We start from the raw sequence: 24,289 nt of genomic DNA, 5'->3' as shown, positions 1-24,289 counted from the left end.
CAGAACCGGGCGAGGCCGCACGGCGCGCAGCGGCCATGTCCGACGCGGACAACCCATCGCGCGGGCGTGGTTTCAGAAGCGTCCGCTCGCGACGAGCGCTTCGCGAAGTTGCCGGATGTGCGTCTCGCCAGCCGCGAGCGCGCCCTCGGACGTGTGCACCGAGTAGTAGCCGAGGACGAGGTCGTGCGGATGCGGCACGGCCGAGCCGATGACGAATTCGGCGTCCTCGGATGCGACGATGTCGACCGCGCGATCTCCGTACTCGAAGACCACGATCTCCCCCGGCTGGACCGCCTCCAGCGTGCGAATGCTCCCCTTCGCGGTGGCGAGCCACAGGATCGAATGATTCGCGGGCGGCTCGTAGCGCCATCGCTGACCGGCTCGCAGCGACACGGCGAGGTAGTTCATCGAGGCCGGGGCGGCGAACGGGCCTTGCACGCCTTCGTGCTCCCCGAGCAGGACGCGGGCGGGACCGGCCTCGCCGATTTCGTGCGCGCTCTTGTAGATGCTCAGCGAGGGACCGAGCTCGAGATTCGGCGGCAGTGCGACCCACAACTGGAACCCGCGCGTGACGCCCGGATCCCCTGCCCCGCCCGAGTGCCATGCGCCCCTGCCGGCCCTCATCCACTCGATGCCGCCTTCGCGCAGGAACCCGGAGGCTGCGTTCGTGTCGCGATAGCTCACGCTGCCTTCCAGCACATAGGTCAGGGTCGCGAGGCCGGAATGCGGGTGCATGCCGAAGGTCGGGAACGGCTTGCCGCCGTTGTCGAAGGCATCGAGAAACACGAACGGCTTCAGCACCTGGCCCAGGTCGCCGGGACTCATCAGCCGCGTGATGGCGCCGTGGTTCGAACCGCGCGACCGGTGGATGATGGCGCGAAGACGCTGCGCTTGCGCAAAGGGACCGCGTTCTGTCGTCGACATGTCAGGTCAGCTCGGCAGCAAGTTGCATTTCACCGGCCAGCTGCTGCGCCTGCGCCTCGGCGCCAGCGATGGCCTCGTCACGGAGAGCGGACATGCCGAGCCCTTCCGCGCGCACGAACTTCACGTCCTTGATGCCGATGAAGCCGAGCACGGCCAGCAGGTAGGCCTCCTGGTGATCCAGCGCGGTCTCGTAAGGCGAGCCCGACATGCGGCTGCCGCGCGTGGAGACGACGATGACGCGCTTGCCGCCGGCGAGGCCCTGCGGGCCTTCCGCGGTGTACCTGAACGTCCGGCCGGGCATGACCACCCGGTCGATCCACGCCTTCAGCGGCTGCGGGATCGAGAAGTTGTACATCGGCGCACCGATGATGACTGTGTCCGCCGCGAGCAGCTGGTCGATCAGTTCTTGCGCCAGGGTGACTTCGGGCAGGAGGTGCGGCGCGATTTCGACTTCGGCCGCATTCGGGAAGCGGCGCATGGCGTGAAGCAGCTCTTCGGTGACCGCGGGCATCGCCATCGCGGCGAGGTCGCGGTAGCTGACGTCGGCCGCGGGCTCGACGCGCAGGAGTTGCGCGACCATCTTGGCCGTGAGCGAGCGGGAGACGGAGTTGGCGCCGAGCGCGCTCGAGTCCAGGTGCAGGATGTTCATTGTCGTTCCTTGGGTTCGTGAGGTTCGTAAGGCAATGAACGGACGATACGGAGATGCCGGCTCGCGAAGAAGCCGTCCCGGGGGAACGCTCCGTTGCAGCGGATAGAACGCTCGCCTTCACGACGCCATCAGTAACCCAGCACGCTGTCCCACACGGCCAGCTGGTTCAGCTTCGGCACGGCGCCTATCACTGCATCGCCGGATCCGCCCTCTCCCCAACGAACCGAAGTGTTGGCGCCCGGTTGATAGAGCGGCCACGCGGCGCCGCCCTTCAGCGTCGGCTGCGCATCGCGCGCGAACGACACGATCGCGCCTGCGAACTCGTCGGAAAGCTTCGACTCCTGCGCACCCGTGCCGATCTTCGCGCGGTAATAGTCGAGCGCGTAGGTGCCGAAGAGCATGGGAACATCGGCGCAGTGCGGCACGCCTTGGCCCGGCACCTGGACCGCATGCATGTAAGTGCTGTAGCGCACGGGAACTCCAGCGGCCGAGAGCCGCGCCGCATAGCGCGTGCCGAAGTTGCGCAGCAGCTGGTCGCCGAAGATGTCGATCCACAGCGAGACAGCGTCGGCCGGCCGGCCTTCCGCGATCGCCGCACTGGTGTACGCATCGATCACCGCGCCGGCGGCATCTGCCCGGCCACCGAGTTGCGCGGTCAATGCCGCAGTGACCGCGGGCAGCGTGGGTGGCGGCGCAGGCGTGAGCCGGGTGTTCGTCGCGGGGTCGTACACGTTCCACCAGAACGCGCCTTCGTCGAGCGTGTAGTCGATCACGACCGGCACGTTGGCCGGCCAGTCGCGCCGCGTCCAGTCACCCAGGTAGGTCGTGCCGTCGATGACCGGTGCGAGCTTGTACGGCGACCTGCCCGAGGTGAAGCTCGCCGGCAGCGTTCCGGCGTTCTGCGCGAGCTCGGCCGCGTGCAGCGTTTGCGCGGGCACGTCGCGCAGGCCGCGTGGCGTGGTGCCCAATGTCGTCGCGAGCAACTGCGTGTACGCGGCCGCGTCGGTTGCGGTCAACGATGCGGGCGGGGTCACGCTGGGCGGACTCAGCAGCACTGCCTTCTGGAACAGGCTGCGATACGCCGGGTTCTGCGCGAGCATGATCGTGTGCATCGCACCGCCCGATTGCCCGATCACGCACACGCGCGACGGATCGCCGCCGAAGACCGCGATGTTGTCGCGCACCCATTGCAGGGCCGCGGCCATGTCCTGCAGCTGCCAGTTGGCCGTCGTGCCGTTGCGCGAATCGGCGAAATCCGGATGCGACAGCAAGCCGAGCGCGCCGAGGCGATAGTTCGCCGTGACCGCCACCACGCCGCGCTGCGCAAGCGCCTGGCCGTTCATCAACGGCATACGCGTCGCGCCCGTGCGGAAGCCTCCGCCGTGGAACCAGACGATCACCGGCAAGCCGTGGGCCCCCGACGGGCCCCAGATGTTCAGGCTCAGGCAGTCTTCGCCTTGCACATCCTGCGTTGGATAGATCCACGACGTCATGCCCGCGACGGTCTGCACGCTGGCCGCGCCGAAAGCGCTTGCGGCGACGATGCCGGCCGCAGGTTGCACGGGCCGCGGTGCCTGGAACCGCAACGCGCCGACGGGTGGCTGCGCATAGGGGATACCGAGCCAGGAGTCGACGCCGTCCTGCGACTGGCCCTGGAAACTGCCCGACGTTGTCGTCGCGACGAACGGGCCGCCGCCTCCGCCGCAGCCGGCGAGCGGAGCAGCGGCAAGCGCGGCAGTGGACAGCAGGAACCGGCGGCGCGTGCTCGCCCCGAAACGGTCGTCGATGCGCATGGATTTCCTTTCGGTGCGCCGCGGAATGCGGCTGCATCGAATGCTAGGAACGCTGCGTGCGCTGCGTAAGGTCGCGGCTGGAACGCAGTGTTCCAGCGCTGGAACGATGACGTGGCGTCAGACTTCGCCGCGATCCCGGGGCGCCAGGCCTTCCACGAGCGCATCGATGAACTTGCGTCCCGCCAGCGTGAGGGCGCGGCGCGACGGGTACAGCACATGGATGCCGACGCGAGGTGGGGTCCAGTCGGGCGCGATCATGGTGAGCCGCCCGCTTTCGATGTCTTCGCGGCACAGCTCGTACGGCAATTGCGCAATTCCCACGCCAGCGAGCGCGGCTTCGCGCACGAGCAGCAGGTTGTCGGTGGTGAACCGCACGTCCACCTCGATTTCGTGCGCGCCGTGTTCGCGATGCTTCAGTTGCCAGCGGGCAGGCTGCGCGAAGAACGTCCATCCGATCGCGGGAAATCGCGGGAAGCCGGAAGGACCGGGCGAGGCCGCAATGCCATGCTGCAGCCGCGGTGCGCCCACGATCACGTAGCGCGCCTCGATGAGCGTGCGCGCCACCATGCTGGAGTCGCGCAGCGGCTGCAGGCTCGGCTGGATGGCGAGGTCCGCGGGTTCGCTGAATGGCCGTGTGCGGCCGTCCGTGGATTCGATCGAGATGCGCACACGCGCAAAGCGTTGCATGAACGCGATCGCGATGCGACCCACGACGGCGGACGCGAGCACCATGGGACACGACACACGCAGCAGGCCCGAAGGTTCCCCTTGCGATTCGCGAGCCGCCGCAAGCGCTTCCTCCAGCCGCGCCCGCATCGCCAGCGCGTCCTCGTAGGTGCGACGACCGATGTCGGTGACCTCGAACCTGCGCGGCGTGCGCACGATCAGGCTCGTACCGAGGTGCTGTTCGAGGGCGGCGACGCAGCGGCTCAGGCGCGAGGGCGGCACGCCGAAGCGGTCGCCCGCGGCGTTGAATCCGCCGGCGTCCACGACCGACACGAACGCCATGAGCTCTTCGAACAGGTGCGCGAGATCATCCATCAGGACCGCATCTTACGAAGAGACGTCGCGAATGACAGCGTGCGCGGTGTCGGACGTGCCCGTGCTTGGCCAGGGGGATGGCGCTGGCGGTGTCGGCAACGGCGGGCGTCGCATTCGCGCAAGGCAGCGTCACGCCGTTGGGCACAGTGGGCGCGCGGCGAACGAGTTTCAGGAGACCAAGCGCTTCGTGGTGGAAGGCGCCTCGCCGAACAGCGCCTTGTAGTCGCCCGCGAAGCGGCCGAAGTGATCGAAGCCGGCCTCGCCGGCCGCCTGCGACACATTGACCTCACGCGCGGGGCTCGACATGAGCCGCCGTCGCGCCGCGTTCAATCGGAGGTTGCGCAGGTAGGCGAGCGGGGTCGTGCCGGCCACCATGTTGAAGCTGGCCTGAAGGGTCCGTCGGCTGGTGTGCAGCCTGCGGCACAGGTCCTCGATCTGCAGTGGCGCGGCTTGGGCCATGGCGATGTCCTGGCACCGCTTCACGAGCTTCGCCGCGGCGAAACTCGAGAGGCGCTGCGGTGCTGCGTCGGCCGCGCTCGCGAGCGCCTCGCACGAAACGCGCAGCAAGTCGCGCGGCTCGCCCTGTTGCATGCCCGCCGAATGCGACCGGATCGCGCGCCGGAGTTCACCGAGTACGCCCGGCGCGGGCCGCATGATCCCCGCGGTCGACAGCATCACGGGCAGCTGCATCTCGTCGAGACACGCGAGGAAGTCTTCCATGCCGAACGCAAGCGACAGCAGTTCGGCGCCCGCGGGCCGGTGGAATTCGAAATCGTCGCCCCCACGCAGCACCAGCAGGTCGGCGTCACCGAACTCGCGCCCCTGCACCCGCATGCGGCCGCTGCCTTCGGCGCCGAGCACGGACAGGCAGATTCGCGCACCCGGCAACCCGCCCTGCTGCACAACCCGTTCGCTGATCCACTTGCGATAGGCGTGCACGCCGTCCCCGCTCCAATCCGCAAGCGAGCTGCGCATGACACCGCAGGACATCTGCAGGTAGCGCTGGTTCCACTCCGGCGCGGGGCCGCCATGGAGGTGGAAATCCTCGAAGACGCTGGATCGCGCGTTCACCGGTGCACTCTCTTGCCGATTTCGGATAGCGCGCGCCACGTCGGCCGCGCAGACTTTCATCTTATGAAGCCCGGGGCCTTCCTGCAAGCGTGCGGCCTCGCGGCAGCCTTCCTCCTCGCGGCCGGCTGCGCCGCACCCGTCCACAAGGAAACGACGATGTCGATCGAACAAATCCGGCAAGCCCTGCGGGGCGAATGGTCCAGCATCGCGCCGGAGATCCGCCCGAGCGCCACGAAGAATCCGGACGGCAGCCTCAAGCCTTTCTACCTGTCGCGCGACTTCAAGGCCCTCGGCGACGATCGCTTCGAACTCACCATCGTGAACAGCGCGGACCCGTATGGAAAAGTTCCGCTCGCGCGCATCCACCTGCGCGGCCACATGAAGTGGCAGGGCGAACATCCCATCGCACCCGGGGCTTACAAGGTGGACTTCATCGCGGACGAGGACTACCAGGTGACGCCCCTTGCCGCGCCGTTCGCCGATGTGCTCGACCGCGTCGCCTCGGCGGGGTACGCGAAGTGGGAAGTCAACGTGCCGCAGAAGATCTTCGGCAAGGCCTTCGCGCCATTCGGGCTGGTGGAAGGCCGCCACTTCATGGAGTACGACCTGGTCTACCTGTCGCACGGCATGCTGTTCTGGGGCGCCCGCAACGTGGACGGCCGCGGCTTCGACACCGAAGCCAATCGCCCCACCAATCTGCAGATCCCGCTGGTGCGCCGGTAGCGGACGAAGGTCCGGTTCGCGCAGACGGCGGGCCGCGCCGGCTCACCTCGCCGCTCAGGGCCGCCAGGGGAGCCGTGAAGAGACTTCCATTCAATCCATCTCGATCCTGGTCCTGGCAATCAGGTCCGAATAGCGCGTCGCCTCGGTTGCGATGAACGCGCGCAGAGCCGGCGGCGTGAGCGTGAACCGATCGTATCCCGCCGTCGTCAGGATCGCTTGCACGTCAGGATGCGCGAGCGCCTCTTCGACGTCGTTGCGGATCTGCGTCGCCACCTCCGGCGCAACGCCCTTGGGCGCGGCGAGCAGGATCCAGCCCGATGCTTCGAATCCCGCAGGGCCGCCCGACTCGGCAACTGTCGGCACTCTGGGCGCGCCCGCATGGCGTTGCGGCGAGGCGACCGCCAGCGGCACGAGGCGCCCGGAGAACGCGCGAAGGGCCGCGAGCGTGCCGAGCGCGAAGTCGATCTGGCCGGAGCTCACATCGGCGTAGAGGGTGTTCGCGTCCTTGTAGACGACGTGTTGCATCTCGGTGTTCGTCTGCGTCGCGAGAACCGCGATGCCGAGATGTGCCGGGCTGCCGACACCCCAGCTGCCGTAGTTCAGCTTGCCCGGGCGCGCCTTTGCCGCCGCAAGAATGTCGTCCATCGACTTGTACTTGCCGTTGGCCGATGTCACGACAAAGAAACTGGTGCGCAGCAGTGTCGAAAGAGGTTCGAAGTCCTTTGCCGGGTCGTAAGGCAGCTTCTTGAACAGCTGCGGATACGCGGTGAGGTGCAGGCTGTCGAGCTGGATCAGGTCGTGGCCGTCCGTGGCGCCGCGTTTGAACGCGCCGATCGCGATGAAGCCATGGCCGCCGGGGCGGTTGTCGATGATCACGGGCTGGCCCCACTTGCGCTGCAGCTTGTCGGCCACTGCGCGCAACACGACCTCCGGCCCTGCGCCGGCCGGGAAGGGCGTCGTGATGTGCACTGGCTTCGTGGGGAACACGGGCGCGGGCGCCTGCGCATGCGCGGCGATCGCGGACCACAGCGTGGCGAAGATGGCGGCGCCGGCCAGCGCGCGCGTGATGGTGTTCATGCGGTCTCCAGGGAGTCTCGAATCGTGTGGGCCGGCGTGCCGGTTCATGCCGGAACAACCTTGCCGGGGTTGAGGATGCCGTGCGGGTCCAGCGCGGTCTTGAGCGTGCGCAGCAGAGCCAGTTCCTGCGGGCTGCGCGAGTGGTGCAGATGGGCGCGCTTGAGCAGGCCGATGCCGTGCTCGGCCGAGATCGATCCGCGCCAGTCTCCGACCGTGCGGTAGACCGTGTCGTCGATCTCCGCTTCGGGTTGTTCGCCGTCCCCCACCTTGACGCCGATATGCACATTCGAGTCCCCGACGTGGCCGAAGAAGACGGTCCGCACCTGCGGCCAGCGCTGTTGCAGGCGCGCCGTGAGTTCTTCGATGAATTCGCCGAGCGAGCGGGTTGGTATGCCGACGTCGAAGCCCACATGCGGCCAGAAGATGGAGCGCAGTTCACCCGAGGCATCGCGCACTTTCCACAGCTTCGCCGTTTCGCCGCCGGACTGCGCGATCACGGCGTCGCCGACGACGCCGTTTTCCATCGCCATGGCCAGTACGCGCTCGAAGCGCGCGGCATCCTCATCCGGCTCCACGCCCAGTGACTCGACGAGGACATATGCGCCGGCGCCGTGCGCGAGCGGCGGCTCCAGCCCCGCGACGCGCGTCGTGACCAGGCCGTAGAAGTCGGGCCACATCAGCTCGAAGGCCGACAGCGTGGGGCCGATGCCTTCGCGCACGAGGCGCAGCAGGCGCAGCACACTTGCGTAGTCGGGCAGCGCGCAAAGCGCGGTCTGCGTGCTGCGCGGCTGCGGATGCAGCCGCAGCACCGCGCGCGCGATCACGCCCATCGTTCCTTCGGTGCCGACGAACAGCTGCTTCATGTCGAAGCCGGTGTTGTCCTTGAGCACGGTGTTCAGGTGCGACAGCACCGTGCCGTCGGCCGTCACGGCTTCCAGGCCCAGGACCAGGTCGCGTGCCATGCCGTAGCGCAGCACGCGGTTGCCGCCGGCATTGGTCGACAGGTTGCCGCCGACGTGGCACGAGCCGCGTGCGCCCAGGTCGAGCGGAAAGAAGAGGCCGGCGTCGCGCGCCGCCTCCTGCACCGACTGCAGCGTGGCGCCGGCCTGCACGGTGATCGTGGAGCCGGCCGCATCGACGGCTTCGATGCGGTTCATGCGTTCCAGCGAGAGCAGCACGCAGCCGGACACAGGTGTTGCCCCTCCGGCCAAGCCGGTGCGGCCGCCCTGCGGCACGACGGGCACGCGCAGGCGGTGGCAGGCCGCGAGCGTGGCACTGACTTCGGCCGTGTCGCGTGGCCGAGCCAGCGCCAGCGCGGTGCCCGCCGGTGCCTGTGTCATCCAGTCACCGTGGTAGGCGGGTGGGATCGTGGCGCCGGGCAGGAGATCGCCCACGCCCGGTGCTGCAGCCAGCTGCGAGAGCAATTCCATGGCCGTGGGCTGCGTCGTCATGCGGTGGAGCGTAGTGCCGTCCCACCATCAATCGAATCGATAGAATGCCTGTTACACATCAGCCGCTTCTATGTCGCCCGCGCCCCCGCGCCTGGACCTGAACCTTGTGCGCGTCTTCGTCACGATCTACGAGGCGCGCAGCGTGACGCGTGCCGCGGAACGCCTCGCGCTGACCCAGCCCACGCTCAGCCACGCGCTCGCACGGTTGCGCGAAGCCTATGGGGGCGACAGCCTTTTTCGCCGCGCCGCCGGCAGGCTCGTGCCCACCAGCGTGGGCGAGCAGTTGTACCAGCGCTTCAGCCAGGCACTGGCCAGCATCGACAGCACGCTGGAGCCGCGCCAGCGTTTCATTGCGGCGCAATCCACCCGGCGCTTTCGCATCGCCATGTCCGATGTGGGCGCGCTGTCGTTCACCTCGGCGCTGCTGCGGCAGATCCAGTCGCGCGCTCCGCGCGTCGAGATCGACATCGAAAAGATCGGCGAGCAGGTCGCCGACGACCTCGCGCTCGGCCGGCTCGACGCCGTCGTCGGCAACCAACCGGCGCTGCTGGCCAGCACTTCCAGCGCGCCGCTGTTCCGCGAGCGCTATGTGTGCGTCATGTCGGTCCATCACCCGACGATCAGGCAGAAGCTCACGCTCGCCCAGTTCGTCGCGTCGCGCCACATCATGGTGGTCACGCCCACGCGCGGCAACCAGCTGATCGATGAAGCGCTGGCCGAACGCAAACTCGCCCGCAAGGTCGTGGCGCGCGTGCCGCACTTCATGAACCTGCCGCAGCTGCTGGACCATACGGACCTGCTGGTGCTGGTGCCGAACCGGGTGGCGCAGATGTACGTGCGGCTGGGTGGCATCAAGGCGTTGCCGCTGCCCATCGCCGTGCCGGAGTTCGAGGTGCGCGTGCACTGGCACGTGCGCAACGAATCGAGCAAGGCCCACCAGTGGCTGGTCGAGCAGATCACCGCGGCGCTGGGACAGGCCTGAAGAGAGAACAGGTGCGCCCTCTCTCGAGCGGCGGCAGTCGGCCCGAATAGGCCATGTCGATACGTAACAAGCCGGCCATCGATGCGGCTGATGGAATGCGCGGCCTATGCTGCGCTGCATGCCAACCGTTGCTCTCCCAACCATCGAGGCCGGCGAGGCCGTCGCGGGTACCTTCACGCTGGCCGGCCTGAAATTGCAACAGGGCGGCTTCCTGCCCGAAGTGCGCACCGCGTACTTCTCGCGCGGCACGCTTGCGCCCGATGGATGCAACGCCATCCTCGTTGCGCACGGGTACACGGGCGGGCCGGACATGATCACCGATGCGAGCCACGTCGTCGATGGGTCCTGGTCGGAGCTCATCGGCCCCGGCCGCGCGATCGATACCGACCGCTGGTTCGTCATCTGCGCCAACGCGCTGGGCTCGTCGTACGGTTCGACCAACGCAGCGAGCATCGACCCGGCGACAGGCCAGCCCTGGGGCTCGAGCTTCCCGGAAGTCCGCGTCGCCGACATCGTTGCCGTGCAAAAGGCGCTGCTGGATCACCTGGGCGTCAAGCACCTCGTCGCCGTCACGGGCCATTCGTTCGGCGGCGCGCAGGTGTTCCAGTGGGGGGTGGACCATCCGCATTTCATGGATGCGCTCGTGCCCGTGATCTGCGCGCCCGCCATGCCCGGCGCCGACGTGGCCGCGCTGCAGGCCGAACTGCAGGCCCTCCCCGACTGGCGCGGCGGCGACTACTACGGACGCGGTGACCTCACCGCGTACCTGACCCGCAAGCGCGCGAGCGGCCTGAGGGCCTTCGGCGCGGACGCGGTGCTGGCCGACCAGTCTCTGGACACGGAACAACGCACGCGCGAACTTCAGCGCCTGGCCGCCGAGTGGGCCCGCACCTTCGACGCCAATTCGCTCCTGATCCTGTTCAGGGCAATGGCCGCGTTCGACGTGCGCGACCGCCTGGGCGAAATCCGCGCGCCGCTGCTGCTCGTGCTCTCGCGCAGCGACAAGCTGGTGCCCGCGGCGAAGGCGCCGCTGATCATGGCGGCGCTCGAGTCGGCCGGTGTCGATGCGCGCTATTTCGAGATCGACAGTGATCACGGGCATTGCGCTTCGGGTAGCGATGCGGCGAAATGGTCGGGGGCGCTGGCCGATTTTCTGAGGGCGCATGGGCGGCGGTGACGTGTGAGGATGACGACGAAGACCACGAGGAGACAGCGATGAACGCCGACAAGACGATGGACCTGCCAGGCGAAGTGCCAGTGCTCATCGCGGGCGCCGGCCCGGTGGGTCTGGTGCTGGCCATCGTTCTGGCACGCCAGGGCATTCACGCGCTCGTGCTGGAAAAACGCGCGCGCATCAACGAGCTGCCGCGGGCGCGCGGCATCAACGTGCGCAGCGTCGAGATCCTCACCCAGCTCGATCTCGGCGAGGACCTGCGCGCCGATGCGCTGCCGCCGCTCTGGTCGCGCTCGTTCACCTACACGGAGCGAATGGCCGGCGAACTGGTGGGCATCATGCAGGGCAACATGGCGCCCGGCTCCACCGCGGCGTTCTCGCCCTGCGAATACCGCATCGCGGCGCAGGACAAGCTGGACCCGATGCTCTATCGCAAGGCCGTTGCTCTGGGAAGTGACATCCGGTTCGATCATGAAGTCACGGGGTTTCGCGATGTGGACGGCGGCATCGTCGCGACGGTCGCGCGAGAAGGCGGCGGCACGGGCGAGGTGCGTGCGCAATGGCTGCTGGCGGCCGACGGCGGCCAGAGCGCGCTGCGCGAGCAGGCCGGCATCGGCAACTCGCACTGGGCCACGTACAAGTCGTTCGTCGGGACGCACTTCCACGCGGACCTCTCGCGCTTCACGGCGGGACGCGAAGGTGCGCTGATCTGGACACTTGCACCAGGCTGCGTCGGCGTGTTCCATCCGCTGGACGGCAAGACCACCTGGGCCGGCCACATGATGTACGACCCTGCCCGCGAACAGCCCGAGACCTGGAGCCGCGAGGAGGTGGTGCGCCGGCTGCAGCGCCTGATCGGCGCGCCCGAAGGCGAGGCCCCCGCCATCGACCTGCACAAGCACTACACGTATACGCTCACGGCGGCGGTGGCCGAGCGCTTCCGCCAGGGCCGGCTGCTGCTGGCCGGCGACGCCGCGCACCGCACGCTGCCCCACGGCGGCTGGGGCCTGAACACCGGCATCCAGTCCGCCCACAACCTGGCGTGGAAACTGGCGGCCGTGCTGCGCGGCGAGGCGCCCGATGCGCTGCTCGATACCTATGACGCCGAGCGGCGCGAGACGGCCCTGCGCAACTGCGCCTTCGCCGAAGTGAACTCGGGCCATACGGAAAAGATGATGCGCGCGCTGCGCGAATCGAGTGGCGTCGAGGAGCGACGCCGCATCGTGGAGGCATCACGCCAGTACGGCAACTGGACCGGCCTGGACCTCGGCGTCCACTATGAAGGCACCGCCGGCCGCTGCGCCTTCGTGCCCGACGGCGTCGCGGCGCCCGCCGTGGCGAACCCGGTGATCGACTACGTGCCGCATGCCAAGCCGGGCTGGCGCGCGCCGCATTTCTGGGGCCGCACGGCGCAGGAGCGCATCCGCGTGTCGAGCGTGATGCTCTTCGACGGCGGCTTCACATTGATGGCGGGGCCACAGGGGCAGGCTTGGGTGGAAGCTTCGCGCGCACTGGCCGGCGAGGGCACGCTGCCGGCGGTCGAGCCTTGGCGTGTCGCGCCCGATGGCGACCTTGCGCCGGAGTCGGTGGACTTCTGCGCACTGTATGGAATCGGCGAGACGGGTGCCGTGCTGGTGCGCCCGGACGGCCATGTCGCCTGGCGTGCTCCCGAAGCAGCGGGCGACGCCCGGCAGGCATTGCGCAACGCGCTCGAGTACGCGCTCTGCCGCGGCGGCGCCTGAGCGAGGGGACTCTGCCATGCGCACCTGGACATCGCTGGACCGCGGTGTCGAGGCTCGCCTGTCGCTCGACTGGATCGAGTCGCTCGCACGGTCGGTTGGCGAGCCCGCCTGGGCCCGCGCAATGATCGATGCGCTCAACCACTTCGCCCTTGTCGATCATTGCGCGATGTTCCTGCGGCTGCGCGGCGCGGAGCTGCGGCTGCTTGCCGCTTCCAGCCGCGTCGCCCACTCCAGGGGCGCGCGCGCCGCGCTGCGCTACATGGACGGGATGAATCGATACGACGAGGGCCGGGAGCCCCCGCCGGCCGCGCGCGGCACAGCCGGCGAATCCGTGGTCCTCAAGTACCGCACGCGCGAAGAGGTGCCGAACGAACGCTATCGCGTCGAGTGCTACGATGAGACCGGCATCGAGGATCGCCTGACGATGTCGCGCTTGCGCGCCGACGGCACCGCGGCGCTCCTCCATTGCTATCGCGACACGAGCACGGGCCGCTTCACCGAAGCCGAACTCGATTCGCTCACGGCCGCGTCGCCGCTGCTGCTGTCGTTCGTCGATGCGCACGCCAGGCTCGCCCTGCCGCGCGCCATTCCGGTGGCCCGCTGGCGCGAGACGCTGGACCACAACGCCGGTGCGCCGCTCTCGGCGCGCGAACTCGACGTCTGCGCGAATCTGCTGAGCGGGGCCACGCTCGGCGATACCGCCGAGGCACTGGGCCTGAGCATCAATACCGTCATCACCTACAGCCGCCGCGCGTACGCGAAGTTCGGTGTCGGGTCGGTGCGCGAACTTCACGACCTGCTGGTTTCTTCCTGAAAGCGCGGCAGCAAAGTGGTGTCATCAGCCCGTGATGACAGCGCGCGAGAGGAGCGCCCGTACTCTCGAATGCATGCAGGACCAGGCATCGCGGGCCTTTGCGCCCCAGCTCACGCTCTACTACAGCCCGAAGGCGTGTTCGCTCGCGCCGCACATCGCGCTCGAGGAATCCGGCCTGCCGTACGAGGCCGTTGCGGTCGACATCCGCGCCGGGCAGAACACGACGCCTGCCTACCTGAAGATCAACCCGGCCGGCGCTGTGCCTTCGCTCGCCGTGGGCAACGCGGTGGTCACCGAGTCGCACGCCATCCTGACCCACATCGCCGATCTCGCGCCCGAGAGCGAGCTGATCCCGCGGCCCGGCACGCTCGCCCGCGCGCGGGCGCACGAATGGATGAACTGGATCTCCGGCACCATGCACGTGGCGTACCGGTCGATCTTCCGGCCGCAGGCCTATGCGGGCGACGACCCGCAGGCGATGAACTCGGTGCGCGAGCATGCACAGAAGAAGCTCGCGAAGATTCTGCAGGAAGTCGAGACCCGGCTGGGCGAGGCCGACTACGCATTGGGTGCGCGTTTCTCGGCCGTGGACGCCTACCTGTTCGTGTTCTACACGTGGAGCTTCGACGAGCGCATCGAGGCGGCACTGCCCGATCGGCCGCGTTATGCAGCGCTGGCGGAACGCCTCCTCGCGCGCCCGGCGGTGCGCAAGGCCCTCGCGCGTGAACGTGCCGTGCGCCCGTACGAGCTGCCGCCTGGCTTCGCGCGGGCTTTGGGGCAGGCGTGATGACACTCTACGCGCTGCAGAAGGCGATCTACGAGGTCAATCGCGACGAAGCCGCGATGAACCGGTACCGCGCCGATCCGAAGCAGTTCGCCGCAGCCTGCGACCTGGACTGCGAAGAAGCCGATGCGCTTTGCGGGCCCGACATCGGCCTGCTCTATGTCCTGGGCGTCAACGGGCAGTTGCTGATGCACTTCGCCGCGGCCTGCGGCTATGAGTGGGATGCGTACATCGCCGCGATGAAGCAGGGCGTGAGCGAGCATGGACCCGTGCGCGCGGGGCTCTACGCGGCGAAAGCGGTGCAGCGATGAGCCTGGTCTTCGCCGGCGTCTGCAGCCATGGCCCGGGCATCACGGCCCGCACCGAGCGCGCGGACCCCGAGCAATATTCGCGCCTGCGCGCGGCCTACGCACGCATGCGCGTCGCGCTCCAGGAGGCGCGGCCCGACGCACTGGTCGTCATCGCCGCCGAGCACTTTGCCAACTTCTTCATGAACAACATGCCGGCGTTCGCGATCGGCATGGCGCCGCACTACGAGGGGCCGATCGAGGACCCGGACTGGCTGCGCATCCCCCGCCGCAGAGTGCCGGGGAGCGCCGCGATCTCGCGCAAGCTGATCGACGGCGTCATGCAGCACGTTGACGTGAGCTACTGCGAGGAGTGGAAGTTCGACCACGGGATCATGGTGCCGCTGCAGCACCTGACGCCGGACTATGCCCTGCCGGTCGTCCCCGTCAACATCAATTGCCAGGCGCCGCCGATGGCGCCGCTGCACCGCGTGTATGCGTTCGGCGAAGCGATTCGCCGCGCCGCCGACAGCATCCCCGAGCGCATTGCCGTGATCGGCACGGGCGGCATCTCGCACTGGCCGTGCACGCCCGACTCGGGAACGATCAACGAAGCGTGGGACAAGGAGTTCCTGGACCGCTGGACGCGCAACGACCGCGCCGCGCTCATCGGCTACACGGACGACGAGACCTACCGCGAAGGCGGCCAAGGCGGCTACGAGATCCGCACTTTCATCGCCGCAGCCGCAGCCGCGCGCGGATCGACGGGCGAAGTCTGGTGCTACGAACCCATTCCCGCATTTTCCTGCGGCTGCACGGTCGGCGTGATGGCGCTCGACGCGGCACAGCACGATTTCCTCGACAGACCGGAGACGACGACATGTTCATGAAGAACTGCTGGTACGTGGCAGCCTGGAGCCACGAGCTGAAAGACAACGCCCTGGTGGGCCGCACGCTGCTCAACGAGAAGGTCTTGCTGTACCGGGGCCACGACGACAACGTGGTTGCCATCGAGGACCGCTGCTGTCACCGGGGCGCACCGTTGTCATTGGGCAGGCTGGAGGGCAACTGCGTGCGCTGCATGTATCACGGCCTTCTGTTCGACGGCACCGGTGCATGCATCCAGATTCCGGGGCAGGAGAGGATTGCGCCGAACCTGAAGGTGAAGAGCTATCGCGTGGTCGACGGCGGCCGCCTGGTCTGGATCTGGATGGGCGACCCGGCGCTGGCCGACGAGTCGACGATTCCCGATTTCCCGTACCTGAAGGACCCCCTATGGCACGGCATACCCGACTACCTGCACTACGACGCCAGCTACCTGCTGATCGCCGATAACCTGGCCGATCTGAACCACATCGCCTACGTCCATACCAACACGCTCGGCGGCTCCGAAAAGTACGCGGTCGAGAGCGAGGCCGCGCCGATGGAGCGGCTGGACGACGGCTTCAGATTGACCAAGTGGCACATGAACACGGATCTGCCGCCCTTCGTGAGGAAGTTCGAAAGGAAGGTGACGAAGGTGGATCGGTGGAACACCTCGCAGATGAAAGTGCCGGGCTACTTCTTCCTCGAGTCCGGGTTTTCGCCGGCCGGCACCGGCATCCGCGAAGGCAACCGCGAAGGCGTGATCGAGTTCCGCAATTTCCAGGCGATGACGCCGGAGACGGATGGCACCACGCACTTCTTCTGGGTCTACATGCACAACCGCACCCGCGACATCGAGCGCATCGCGCATTCGCTTCACGACAGCATCCTCGAGGGCTTCCACGAGGACAAGGTGATGATCGAGACGCAGCAGAAAGTGCTCGACGCGGATCCGTCGTTCAAGCTCAAGGCGATTGCATCGGATGCGCCGCTGTCGCACCTGCGCTGGCTGATCGAGAAACGGATCAGGGAAGAGGCCGTGGCAGCTTGAGGACCGCGCCGTCATGAAGAGGATCCGTGTCTCGGTCGAGGGACGCAGCGATGTGGCGACGGATGTCGTGAAGCTCAGCCTGCGCAAGCCCGATGGCAACGACCTGCCTGCGTTCACACCCGGCTCGCACATCGACCTGTATCTGCCGAACGGCCTCGTGCGGCAGTACTCGCTGCTCGGCGACGGCCGGCAAACGAGTCGCTACGAGATCGCCGTGTCGAAGGCGCACGCGGGCCGCGGCGGGTCGCGCTGCGTACATGCCGACTTGCGGTGCGGTGCCATGGTCGACATCGGCGAGCCGCGCAACAACTTCGCGCTGCGGCCTGGGCAGGACGCGTTTCAATTCGTTGCGGGCGGCATCGGCATCACGCCGATCCTGTCGATGATCCGCCATTGCGCGAGCAAGGGCTGGGACTGGCGCCTGCTCTATCTGGCCCGCACTCGCGCCCACGCGGCCTTCCAGGACGAACTGAGGGCGCTCGGCGCCGACCGTGTGCGATTTCACTTCGACGATGAAGCGCGCGCGCTGTTCGATTTTGCCGGCCCGGCCTTCGTCGTGGATGCGGGCGTGCCCATCTATTGCTGCGGTCCCACGCCAGTGATGAATGCGGTCGACAAATTCTCGAAGGACCATCCCGAAAATCCCGCCTTCTTCGAGTGGTTCTCCCCGCCGGCCGAGAGCGTTGCGAATGGTGTCACCACGGACTTCAGGGTGAGGCTCGATCGCAGCGGGCGGATTCTGGTGGTGCCGCAGGGCAAGTCCATTCTGCAGGTGCTCGAGGAAAGCGGCTACGACGTGCCGTGTTCCTGCCGCGAAGGCATGTGCCGCACGTGCGAAACAACGGTGATCGAAGGTGTGCCCGATCACCGCGACTACGTCCTCTCGCGTGAGGAGCGCGAGGCGGGTCGGTCGCTGATGTTGTGTGTCTCGCGAGCCAAGAGCGACCTGCTGGTGCTGGACCTCTAGAAGACTGCCCGCACCCCGGGAATACCCGAACGCACGCCTCGCCTCATGTCGATTAGCATCCCGCCATATCGTCAGCTTCCAGACGATCTGTTGATAAACAGTACGCGCCCGCGCGTTTCAAGGATGGTGCATGAAGTTCGGTCTTGCAACGGTGCTCGATGAATCGCCGGTGGCCGCGCTGGAGATCGACGGCATGTATTGGTCGCTCGAAGCGCTTCGCGCACGTGGCCAAGACGTGCCGCGTGGGCGCAGTGTCAAGGAGTTGATCTGCGAAGGCGAGGCCGCCTTCGACCGGCTCCAGGCGCTGGCGATCGCTTGCGCCGACCCGCGGTCGGGCCTGCCCCACCTGGCGGACGCGAAGTCCCACCTGCAGTTGCCCATCCTGTATCCGAACAAGCTGATCGCCGTCGGCGCGAACTACAGCGGACACCTGGCAGAAATGGGTTTGCCCATCGCCCGCTGGGAACCCATGCCCTTTTTCTTCAAGCCGCCGACGACGTCGATGGTCGGTCCGGGCCGCACGGTGGTCGTGCCGACCGACACGAGCGAATTCGACTGGGAGATCGAGCTGGCTGTCGTCGTCGGCAAGCGCCTGTCGCATGCGAGCGAAGCGCAGGCGCGGCGCGCGATTGCGGGCTACTCGGTTGGCCTCGACCTCAGCGCGCGCGAACTGATCAAGCCGGCCGGCTCGGCGATGCCGGTCGATCTCGCGCGCGGCAAGTCGCAAGACACGATGAGCCCGATGGGGCCGTACATCCGGCCCGCGGCATTCGTGCCGGATCCGCACGCCTTGCGTCTCAGCCTGCGCGTGAACGGCGTGGTTCGCCAGGACGCATCGACCCGCGAAATGCTCTACAGCATCGAAGAGCAGCTCGCCATCATCAGCCGCTTCGTGACGCTGGAGCCAGGCGATGTCGTATTCACGGGGTCGCCCGCAGGCTCTGCCAAGTCGCACGGCGTGCCGTTCCTGCAAGCCGGTGACGAGATCGCCGCGGAGATCGAAGGCGTTGGCCTTCTGGAAGTGACAGTGAAGGGGCGAGAAGAAACATTGGCGGCCTGAGGGGGCCAACGGAGCTGGGTTCAATCAACGAATGGAGACGAGGATGAAATGGAAGCTGGGCCTGGTCGGCGCCGCATTGCTGACCATCGGGGGAGTTGCGCATGCGCAGTCGAGCGTGACGATCTATGGATTGATGGACCTCTTTGTCGGCCGGATGGGCACGCTGCCGGGTGCCAACTCGGCGACCAGGCCCGTGCAGGTGCTCAACGGTGGCGGCCTGTCCACGAGCTACCTCGGCTTTCGCGGGCGCGAGGACCTGGGCGATGGCGCATACGCGGCATTCGAGCTCTCCACCTTCATCCGCGCCGATACGGGCGCCTTGGGCCGCAGCGATGCGCTCGGCCCCCCCACCAACCTGGGAGGCGACGGCTTCTTCAGCCGCACCTCCTGGGTCGGCATCGGGCACGCGCGCTACGGCTCATTGCGTTTCGGCAACGTGACGACGCTGATGTTCATCAACTCGCTGTCGGCCAACGCCTTTGGCGCATCGACGACGTTTTCGCCGATGAACCTCGTCATGTTCGTCGGCGGCCCGTTGTCGGGCGGAACGGCATGGAACAACCAGATCGTCTACGACAGCCCGTCCCTGGGCGGTTTGTCGTTCAGCGTGGCCGGCGCGTTGCCGGAGGGGCAAGGCAAGCGCAACCTGGGCGCGGCCGTGTTCTATCGGACGGGTGACCTGTACGCGGGGCTGGCATGGCAGGACGTGAAGAAAACGCCGCTCACGTTTGCCGACGGCACTTCGTTCTCGCAGACGAAGTCATGGCTTCTGTCAGGCACCTACGACTTCAAGTGGGCCAAGGTGCACGCCAATCTCGGCGCGATCAAGGATGGCGGCCTGCTGGCTGCTCCGGCCGACCGCGATCACAGGCTCTGGAGCCTGAGCGTGTCCATCCCCGTTGGCGCGGGGCAGATCCTCGCTGGCTATGCATCGCGCAAGACAGGCGACGTCGTTCCACCTGTGCCCCCCACTGCGCCGGGCGGCAACTTCAGCCGGCGCGTTGCCAGCGTCGGCTATGACTACTTCTTTTCCAAGCGAACCGATGTCTACGCCATCGCAATGAACGACCACACCGTCACGACCACGCTGCCTGCGCCGCCGCGAAACGTCAGCGCAAGCGCGACCAGCTTCGGCATCGGCTTGCGGCACGCGTTCTAGACATGCGTCGGCAGCCATCGCCTCGCATGACAGGGAGCATCTTGCTGGCGACCCGCCTCCGCGCCATCTACCATGGGGCTTCGATCGTTGGCGGCGATCTGGTCGCGCGGATGCTGAAGCGGTAGAGATCAACGGAGCACCAAAGGAGCCAACCATGAGATGCAACTACATCGATCGATTCGCCGGATTTCTCTTGGCGCCGGCGTTCGCGTGCCTGTGCGCCTGCGCCAACGCGCCCGCGGCTGCGCAAACGGCCGCGCCAGGCGCGCCTGTCGCGCTTGGCATTCACCACCTGAAATTCGTGGTCGCGGATCTGGAAAAGAGCAGGGCCTTTTACGAAGCGGCCTTTGGCACGAAGACGGCGATGGACCATCGCAAGCCCGACGGAACGCTGTTCGCCTACATCCTGTCGTTTCCCGGTCTGGGTACCGAACTCGAGATCCGCCTCGATCCGGCCGCCGCAAAGTCGCAGAAGGGGCTCGATCCCATCACGCTGACCGTCGATGGCCCCGCCGATCTCGAGAAGTGGCGCGCCCACTTCCAGGCGAAGAATTTGCCGCATTCGCCGGTACTCGCCGGGCTGGTCGGATGGCTGATCGTGGTGGAAGACCCCGATGGCCGGCGCCTGCGCCTCTACACGAAGCAGACGCACGGACCCGAGGTCAAGCCTTCATGGGACAGCCCGTGGATCAACTGATCGCCACATGACCGCCACGACCGCAGGCGCGCATGCAGGCGATCGCCTCGATCGCCTGCCCATCTCGCCGTTCCACTGGCGCATTCTTGTGCTCATCGGCGCGGGCCTCTTCATCGACGCCTTCGATCTGTACATCGGCAGCAGCATCCTGGCTGCCGTGATGCGGGAGGGATGGTCGAGCCTGGACCTGAACGCGCTCTTCATGTCCGCCACGTTCATCGGCATGGCGACCGGCGCGTTCGTGGGCGGCATCGTCGGCGACAGGTTCGGGCGCAAATTCGCCTACCAGTTCAACCTCCTCCTGTTCGGCTTCGCGTCGGTCGCTGCCGCGTGCGCGCCGTCGATGGAGGTACTGGTCGGCCTGCGGTTCGTGATCGGCGTCGGACTGGGCGCCGAGAGCGTGATCGGCTACGCCCTGCTGGCGGAATTCGTGCCTCCACAGGTGCGGGGGCGGTGGGGTGCGATGCTTGCGCTGATCGTGAACATGGGTGTGTTCGTGGCCCCAGCCGTTTCGTTCCTCGTCGTTCCGAACTTCGGCTGGCGCTGGATGTTCGTGATCGCGGGCATCGGCGCGCTCCTCGTCTGGCTGGCACGGCGCTCGATGCCGGAGTCGCCGCGGTGGCTCGAATCGAAGGGCCGGCACGGAGAAGCCGCCGCACTGATGGCTGCCATCGAGGCGGAAGTCTCCAGGACACAGTCGGTGCCCGGCACGATCGCCACCGCCCAGCCCGCGCAACGCCACGTTCCCTGGACCGTGCTCTTCGGCCGGGCAGTGCTTCCCCGCACGCTCGTGTCGACGACAATCGCCGTGTCGCTGGTGATCGTCATCTACAGCTTCGTCGCCTGGATGCCCACGTTCTTCGTGAAGCAGGGCCTCTCGATCGCGCAATCGCTCGCGTTCACCGCCATGATGTCGGCCGGCGCGCCGCTCGGATGCGTGGTCGGAATCTGGTTGGCGGACCGGGCTGCGCGCAAGAAGACGCTCGTTGCCGTGCTGCTGCTCGATGCGCTCGCGGGCCTCGTATACCTCGGCGCTTCATCCGATCTCGTCCTGCTCGGAGCGGGTCTCGTGTTGATGGTCGGCCTGTACCTCGTGGCGGCTCTGGGCATGGGTTGCTACGTGCCGGAGCTGTTCCCCACGGAATACCGGATGCGCGGCAACGGATTTGCCAACACGGCCGCGCGCGTATCGGGCGTCTTCGTTCCGTTCATCGTGCTGACGCTGTTTCAGGCGGGCTCGGCCGCGGCTGTCATCGCTCTGTGCACGGCGGTATTTCTCGTCTGCGCTTTCATCGTCGCCCTCCTGGGGCCGGAGACGGCGCGCAAGTCCCTGGAAGCGATCGAGCGGGCAGAGGCGGGCCGAGGTGCCACGCTTGCCGACAAGCAAGTGGCGGCATGAATGTGGACTGCCGCGCAGGCGACCGCGTCGACCCTCGAGCCAGGGGCCCAGGCTTGCGGCACAAGATCTGGCGGCACGCGGCGGGTGCTCACGCCTCTGGCCGTGGGAGTCGGTCCGGGATGTCGGCCGTCGCGCCCTCAGTGCGGCAGCCGCAAGCCGGACTCGGCATCGAACAGGTGGACGCGGTCGGCCTTCGGTTTCAGGTGGATGGTCTGTCCTGGAATGACGTCGACTCGCTCGCGCACGATCGCCGTCACGTCCTGCTCACCGGCCCTGGCGAAGATGTGGGTCTCCGATCCGGTCGGCTCGACGACGGAGACGACGACCGGGATGCCCGTTGACGACACCTCGAGGTGCTCGGGTCGCACGCCATAGACCACCGGCTGGTTCTCGGCCAGATTTGCTTGGGTTGCGAGTTGCAGCACCGTGCCGCCCGCCGTGCGCACACCGGGACCGCCTACGGTCACGTAGCGGGTATCGAGGAAGTTCATCGCCGGCGAACCGATGAATCCCGCGACGAACCGGTTCACCGGCGAGTCGTACACCTCGAGCGGCGCACCGACCTGCTCGACCGAGCCATCGCGCATGACGACGATCCGATCGGCCATCGTCATCGCCTCGATCTGGTCGTGCGTGACGTAGACGATGGTCGTGCGCAGCCGCTGGTGCAAGGCCTTGATCTCCACGCGCATCTGCACGCGCAGCTTCGCGTCCAGGTTCGACAGCGGTTCGTCGAACAGGAAAGCCAGCGGATCGCGCACGATGGCCCGGCCCATCGCCACGCGCTGCCGCTGCCCGCCCGAGAGCTGGCGCGGATAGCGGTCCAGCAACTCCGTGAGCCCGAGGATGCCGGCTGCGCGCCGGACCTTCTCGTCGCTCTCCGCGCGCGACGCACCCTGGAACCGCAGCGAGAAGGCCAGGTTCTTGTAGACCGTCATGTGCGGGTACAGCGCGTAATTCTGGAACACCATCGCGACGTTGCGGTCCTGCGGCGTCACGTCGTTGACGACGCGGTCGCCGATCCGGATCGTGCCGCTGCCGACCGTTTCCAGCCCGGCGATCATGCGCAGCAGGGTCGACTTGCCGCAGCCCGACGGCCCCACCAGCACCACGAACTCGCCGTCCGCGACCTTCGCGCTCACGCCATGCAAGATCTCGTGGGCGCCGAAGGCCTTGCGAACGTTGTCGATGGAAATTTCGGCCACTCGGTCCTGCCCGCGACGTCACGACTTGATGATGCCCGCGCGGCGCAGGTTGCGCCGCCATTCGGCAGCGACGCCCTGCAGCGCGGCCTTGGCCGTCTTCTGGCCGAGCAACGCTTCGGACACGCCGGTGCGCAGCGCGATCTCCAGACCGTCCCACGCGGCCTCCTGCGAGATCGGGATGCCGCCCTTCTCGATCGCCTCCGCGGCGACGGCGGGCCAGCCGAGCGCGGCCACCATCTGCGGGTCGCGCAGGCACGAGTTGCGCGGCGGTGCATTGCCGCCCTCCATGGAGCGGATCATCGCCTGCTTGCCGCAAGCCATGCGCACGAACTCCATCGCCCAATCCTGGTTCTTCGAGTACTTCGAGATCGCCATGAACTGGCCGTCGACCAGGCTGCGGTTCTGCTCCTTCGACGGGTAGCCCGGCATCGTCGCCCAGGCCCACTTGCCGCCAGTGCTCGACAGCTTCGGGTCGTTGAAAAGCGTGCCGTACGACGAGAACGTGACGGACATCGCGTACCTGTCCTTCTGCGCGCCAGCAATGATCTCGTCGAACTCCCACGTCGTGGCTTCCGGTGGCACGACCTTGTCCTTGTTGAACAGGTCGGCGTAGAACTGCAGGCCGGCTGCCGCCTTGTCATCGTCGATGTAGATCTCGCCGGTCTTGAAGTCCAGCAGGCGGCCGCCGGCCGAGAAGATCCAGGGCACGACGTTGGTGAAGGTCCCGGCGCCTTGCTTGCCCATCAGGCCGAAGCCGTAGCGCGTCGGCGGCGAGTTCACGGCGATCGCGGCCTTCTCGAATTCGGCGAAGGTCCGCGGTGCCTGCGTGAAGCCGGCTTGCTGCAGCAACGCCTTCTGGTAGTGCAGGATCTGCGCCGTGATGCGATAGGGAATGCCGACCAGCTTGCCGTCGTAGGTTCCCGCGGACTTGCCGAGGAAGTCGTCCCACGCGAAATCGGGGTCGCGCGCCATGATCTTGCGCACGACTTCGTTGTGGTCCAGCACGTGCGGCGCCATCCACCCCGACATCTGCACCGACAGCATCGCGAGGTCGATGCCGGTCGACCCTGCGTTCAGTTCCGCCTTCAGGCGAGCGCGCCACGCGTCCACCGGCAGCATCGTGAAATCGATCTTGATGCCGTGGACCTTTTCGAACGTCGGCGCCACTTCCTCCAGCAGCGTGCGCTTCCAGGCACGCGAGTTCTCGCAGACCAGCACCAGCTTGTCCGGCTTGGACTGCGACCACGCCCTCACCGAGGAAGCTGCCAGCACGCCGGCCGCCGAGCCCTTCAACAATTGCCTTCGATTCAATGCAGCCATTTCGTTGTCTCCTTGGGTTGCACGTACCACTCGACTCACAAACGATGCGGAACCG

At 67.4% G+C, this 24,289-nt stretch carries 23 protein-coding genes; 14 read left to right on the top strand and 9 right to left on the bottom strand.

Going from position 1 to position 24,289, the window contains the following annotated elements:
* Positions 1-72: 72 nt before the first annotated feature.
* From VHA82_RS18220 to VHA82_RS18200, 5 genes are all read right to left on the bottom strand, one after another.
* Complete coding sequence (locus tag VHA82_RS18220) at positions 73-924, bottom strand: pirin family protein (protein ID WP_325546379.1); 852 nt, start codon at positions 922-924, stop codon at positions 73-75.
* Position 925: 1 nt separating this feature from the next.
* Complete coding sequence (locus VHA82_RS18215) at positions 926-1,573, bottom strand: FMN-dependent NADH-azoreductase (RefSeq protein WP_325546378.1); 648 nt, start codon at positions 1,571-1,573, stop codon at positions 926-928.
* A gap of 128 nt (positions 1,574-1,701) precedes the next feature.
* Entirely contained in the window at positions 1,702-3,366 is a 1,665-nt protein-coding gene (locus tag VHA82_RS18210) for a carboxylesterase/lipase family protein (RefSeq protein WP_325546377.1), read from the bottom strand.
* A 117-nt stretch (positions 3,367-3,483) separates the two neighbouring features.
* On the bottom strand, positions 3,484-4,407 hold the full coding sequence (locus tag VHA82_RS18205; protein WP_325546376.1) for a LysR substrate-binding domain-containing protein: 924 nt from the start codon (positions 4,405-4,407) through the stop codon (positions 3,484-3,486).
* A gap of 168 nt (positions 4,408-4,575) precedes the next feature.
* On the bottom strand, positions 4,576-5,478 hold the full coding sequence (locus tag VHA82_RS18200) for a helix-turn-helix domain-containing protein (protein ID WP_325546375.1): 903 nt from the start codon (positions 5,476-5,478) through the stop codon (positions 4,576-4,578).
* Positions 5,479-5,634: 156 nt separating this feature from the next.
* On the opposite strand from VHA82_RS18200, the gene VHA82_RS18195 reads away from it, so the two are divergent.
* Positions 5,635-6,201: a hypothetical protein gene (locus tag VHA82_RS18195; RefSeq protein ID WP_325546374.1), complete on the top strand. Its 567-nt coding sequence runs from the start codon at positions 5,635-5,637 to the stop codon at positions 6,199-6,201.
* A gap of 90 nt (positions 6,202-6,291) precedes the next feature.
* On the opposite strand, the gene VHA82_RS18190 is transcribed toward VHA82_RS18195, so the two are convergent.
* Both VHA82_RS18190 and VHA82_RS18185 read right to left on the bottom strand, forming a co-directional pair.
* A complete protein-coding gene (locus tag VHA82_RS18190) occupies positions 6,292-7,278 on the bottom strand; it encodes a tripartite tricarboxylate transporter substrate binding protein (RefSeq protein WP_325546372.1) in 987 nt (328 codons plus the stop codon).
* A gap of 44 nt (positions 7,279-7,322) precedes the next feature.
* A complete protein-coding gene (locus VHA82_RS18185) occupies positions 7,323-8,729 on the bottom strand; it encodes an FAD-binding oxidoreductase (RefSeq protein ID WP_325546370.1) in 1,407 nt (468 codons plus the stop codon).
* A 70-nt stretch (positions 8,730-8,799) separates the two neighbouring features.
* Between VHA82_RS18185 and VHA82_RS18180 the strand changes: the two genes are divergently transcribed.
* The 13 genes from VHA82_RS18180 to VHA82_RS18120 all read left to right on the top strand — a co-directional run bounded on the left by VHA82_RS18180 (position 8,800) and on the right by VHA82_RS18120 (position 21,709).
* Positions 8,800-9,711, top strand: coding sequence for a LysR family transcriptional regulator (locus VHA82_RS18180; RefSeq protein WP_325546368.1), 912 nt, complete (start codon positions 8,800-8,802; stop codon positions 9,709-9,711).
* 118 nt (positions 9,712-9,829) lie between these two features.
* Positions 9,830-10,888: an alpha/beta fold hydrolase gene (locus tag VHA82_RS18175; RefSeq protein ID WP_325546366.1), complete on the top strand. Its 1,059-nt coding sequence runs from the start codon at positions 9,830-9,832 to the stop codon at positions 10,886-10,888.
* A 38-nt stretch (positions 10,889-10,926) separates the two neighbouring features.
* The gene (locus VHA82_RS18170) at positions 10,927-12,627 is read left to right on the top strand and encodes an FAD-dependent monooxygenase (protein WP_325546364.1); all 1,701 of its coding nucleotides are present in this window, start codon (positions 10,927-10,929) and stop codon (positions 12,625-12,627) included.
* A 16-nt stretch (positions 12,628-12,643) separates the two neighbouring features.
* Positions 12,644-13,441 carry a helix-turn-helix transcriptional regulator gene (locus VHA82_RS18165; protein WP_325546362.1) on the top strand — a complete coding sequence of 266 codons (798 nt, stop codon included), beginning with the start codon at positions 12,644-12,646 and terminating at the stop codon, positions 13,439-13,441.
* A gap of 73 nt (positions 13,442-13,514) precedes the next feature.
* Positions 13,515-14,228, top strand: coding sequence for a glutathione S-transferase family protein (locus tag VHA82_RS18160; RefSeq protein ID WP_325546360.1), 714 nt, complete (start codon positions 13,515-13,517; stop codon positions 14,226-14,228).
* The gene (locus tag VHA82_RS18155) at positions 14,228-14,536 is read left to right on the top strand and encodes an aromatic ring-opening dioxygenase subunit LigA (RefSeq protein WP_325546358.1); all 309 of its coding nucleotides are present in this window, start codon (positions 14,228-14,230) and stop codon (positions 14,534-14,536) included. The genes VHA82_RS18160 and VHA82_RS18155 overlap by 1 nt, the downstream gene beginning before the upstream one ends.
* Positions 14,533-15,402: an extradiol ring-cleavage dioxygenase gene (locus tag VHA82_RS18150; protein ID WP_325546356.1), complete on the top strand. Its 870-nt coding sequence runs from the start codon at positions 14,533-14,535 to the stop codon at positions 15,400-15,402. Before VHA82_RS18155 ends, VHA82_RS18150 begins: the two co-directional genes overlap by 4 nt.
* On the top strand, positions 15,393-16,427 hold the full coding sequence (locus VHA82_RS18145) for an aromatic ring-hydroxylating dioxygenase subunit alpha (protein WP_325546354.1): 1,035 nt from the start codon (positions 15,393-15,395) through the stop codon (positions 16,425-16,427). The genes VHA82_RS18150 and VHA82_RS18145 overlap by 10 nt, the downstream gene beginning before the upstream one ends.
* A 13-nt stretch (positions 16,428-16,440) precedes the next feature.
* Positions 16,441-17,394: a PDR/VanB family oxidoreductase gene (locus VHA82_RS18140; protein ID WP_325546352.1), complete on the top strand. Its 954-nt coding sequence runs from the start codon at positions 16,441-16,443 to the stop codon at positions 17,392-17,394.
* A 169-nt stretch (positions 17,395-17,563) separates the two neighbouring features.
* Positions 17,564-18,454 carry a fumarylacetoacetate hydrolase family protein gene (locus tag VHA82_RS18135; RefSeq protein ID WP_325546350.1) on the top strand — a complete coding sequence of 297 codons (891 nt, stop codon included), beginning with the start codon at positions 17,564-17,566 and terminating at the stop codon, positions 18,452-18,454.
* A gap of 43 nt (positions 18,455-18,497) precedes the next feature.
* Positions 18,498-19,613, top strand: a complete 1,116-nt coding sequence (locus VHA82_RS18130) for a porin (protein ID WP_325546348.1) — start codon at positions 18,498-18,500, stop codon at positions 19,611-19,613.
* Positions 19,614-19,806: 193 nt separating this feature from the next.
* Positions 19,807-20,310, top strand: a complete 504-nt coding sequence (locus tag VHA82_RS18125) for a VOC family protein (RefSeq protein ID WP_325546346.1) — start codon at positions 19,807-19,809, stop codon at positions 20,308-20,310.
* Between the two features lie 7 nt (positions 20,311-20,317).
* Positions 20,318-21,709, top strand: coding sequence for an MFS transporter (locus VHA82_RS18120; protein ID WP_325546343.1), 1,392 nt, complete (start codon positions 20,318-20,320; stop codon positions 21,707-21,709).
* Between the two features lie 137 nt (positions 21,710-21,846).
* Here VHA82_RS18120 and VHA82_RS18115 read toward each other — a convergent pair whose 3' ends face one another.
* Both VHA82_RS18115 and VHA82_RS18110 read right to left on the bottom strand, forming a co-directional pair.
* Positions 21,847-22,914: a sn-glycerol-3-phosphate ABC transporter ATP-binding protein UgpC gene (locus VHA82_RS18115; protein ID WP_325546341.1), complete on the bottom strand. Its 1,068-nt coding sequence runs from the start codon at positions 22,912-22,914 to the stop codon at positions 21,847-21,849.
* 18 nt (positions 22,915-22,932) lie between these two features.
* The gene (locus VHA82_RS18110; protein ID WP_325546339.1) at positions 22,933-24,234 is read right to left on the bottom strand and encodes an extracellular solute-binding protein; all 1,302 of its coding nucleotides are present in this window, start codon (positions 24,232-24,234) and stop codon (positions 22,933-22,935) included.
* Positions 24,235-24,289: the final 55 nt, after the last annotated feature.

This window comes from Ramlibacter sp. (assembly GCF_035548915.1).
Classification (GTDB): domain Bacteria; phylum Pseudomonadota; class Gammaproteobacteria; order Burkholderiales; family Burkholderiaceae_C; genus Ramlibacter.
The sequence above is the reverse complement of the archived record's forward strand: the minus strand, read 5'-3'. Positions and strand labels throughout refer to the sequence as shown.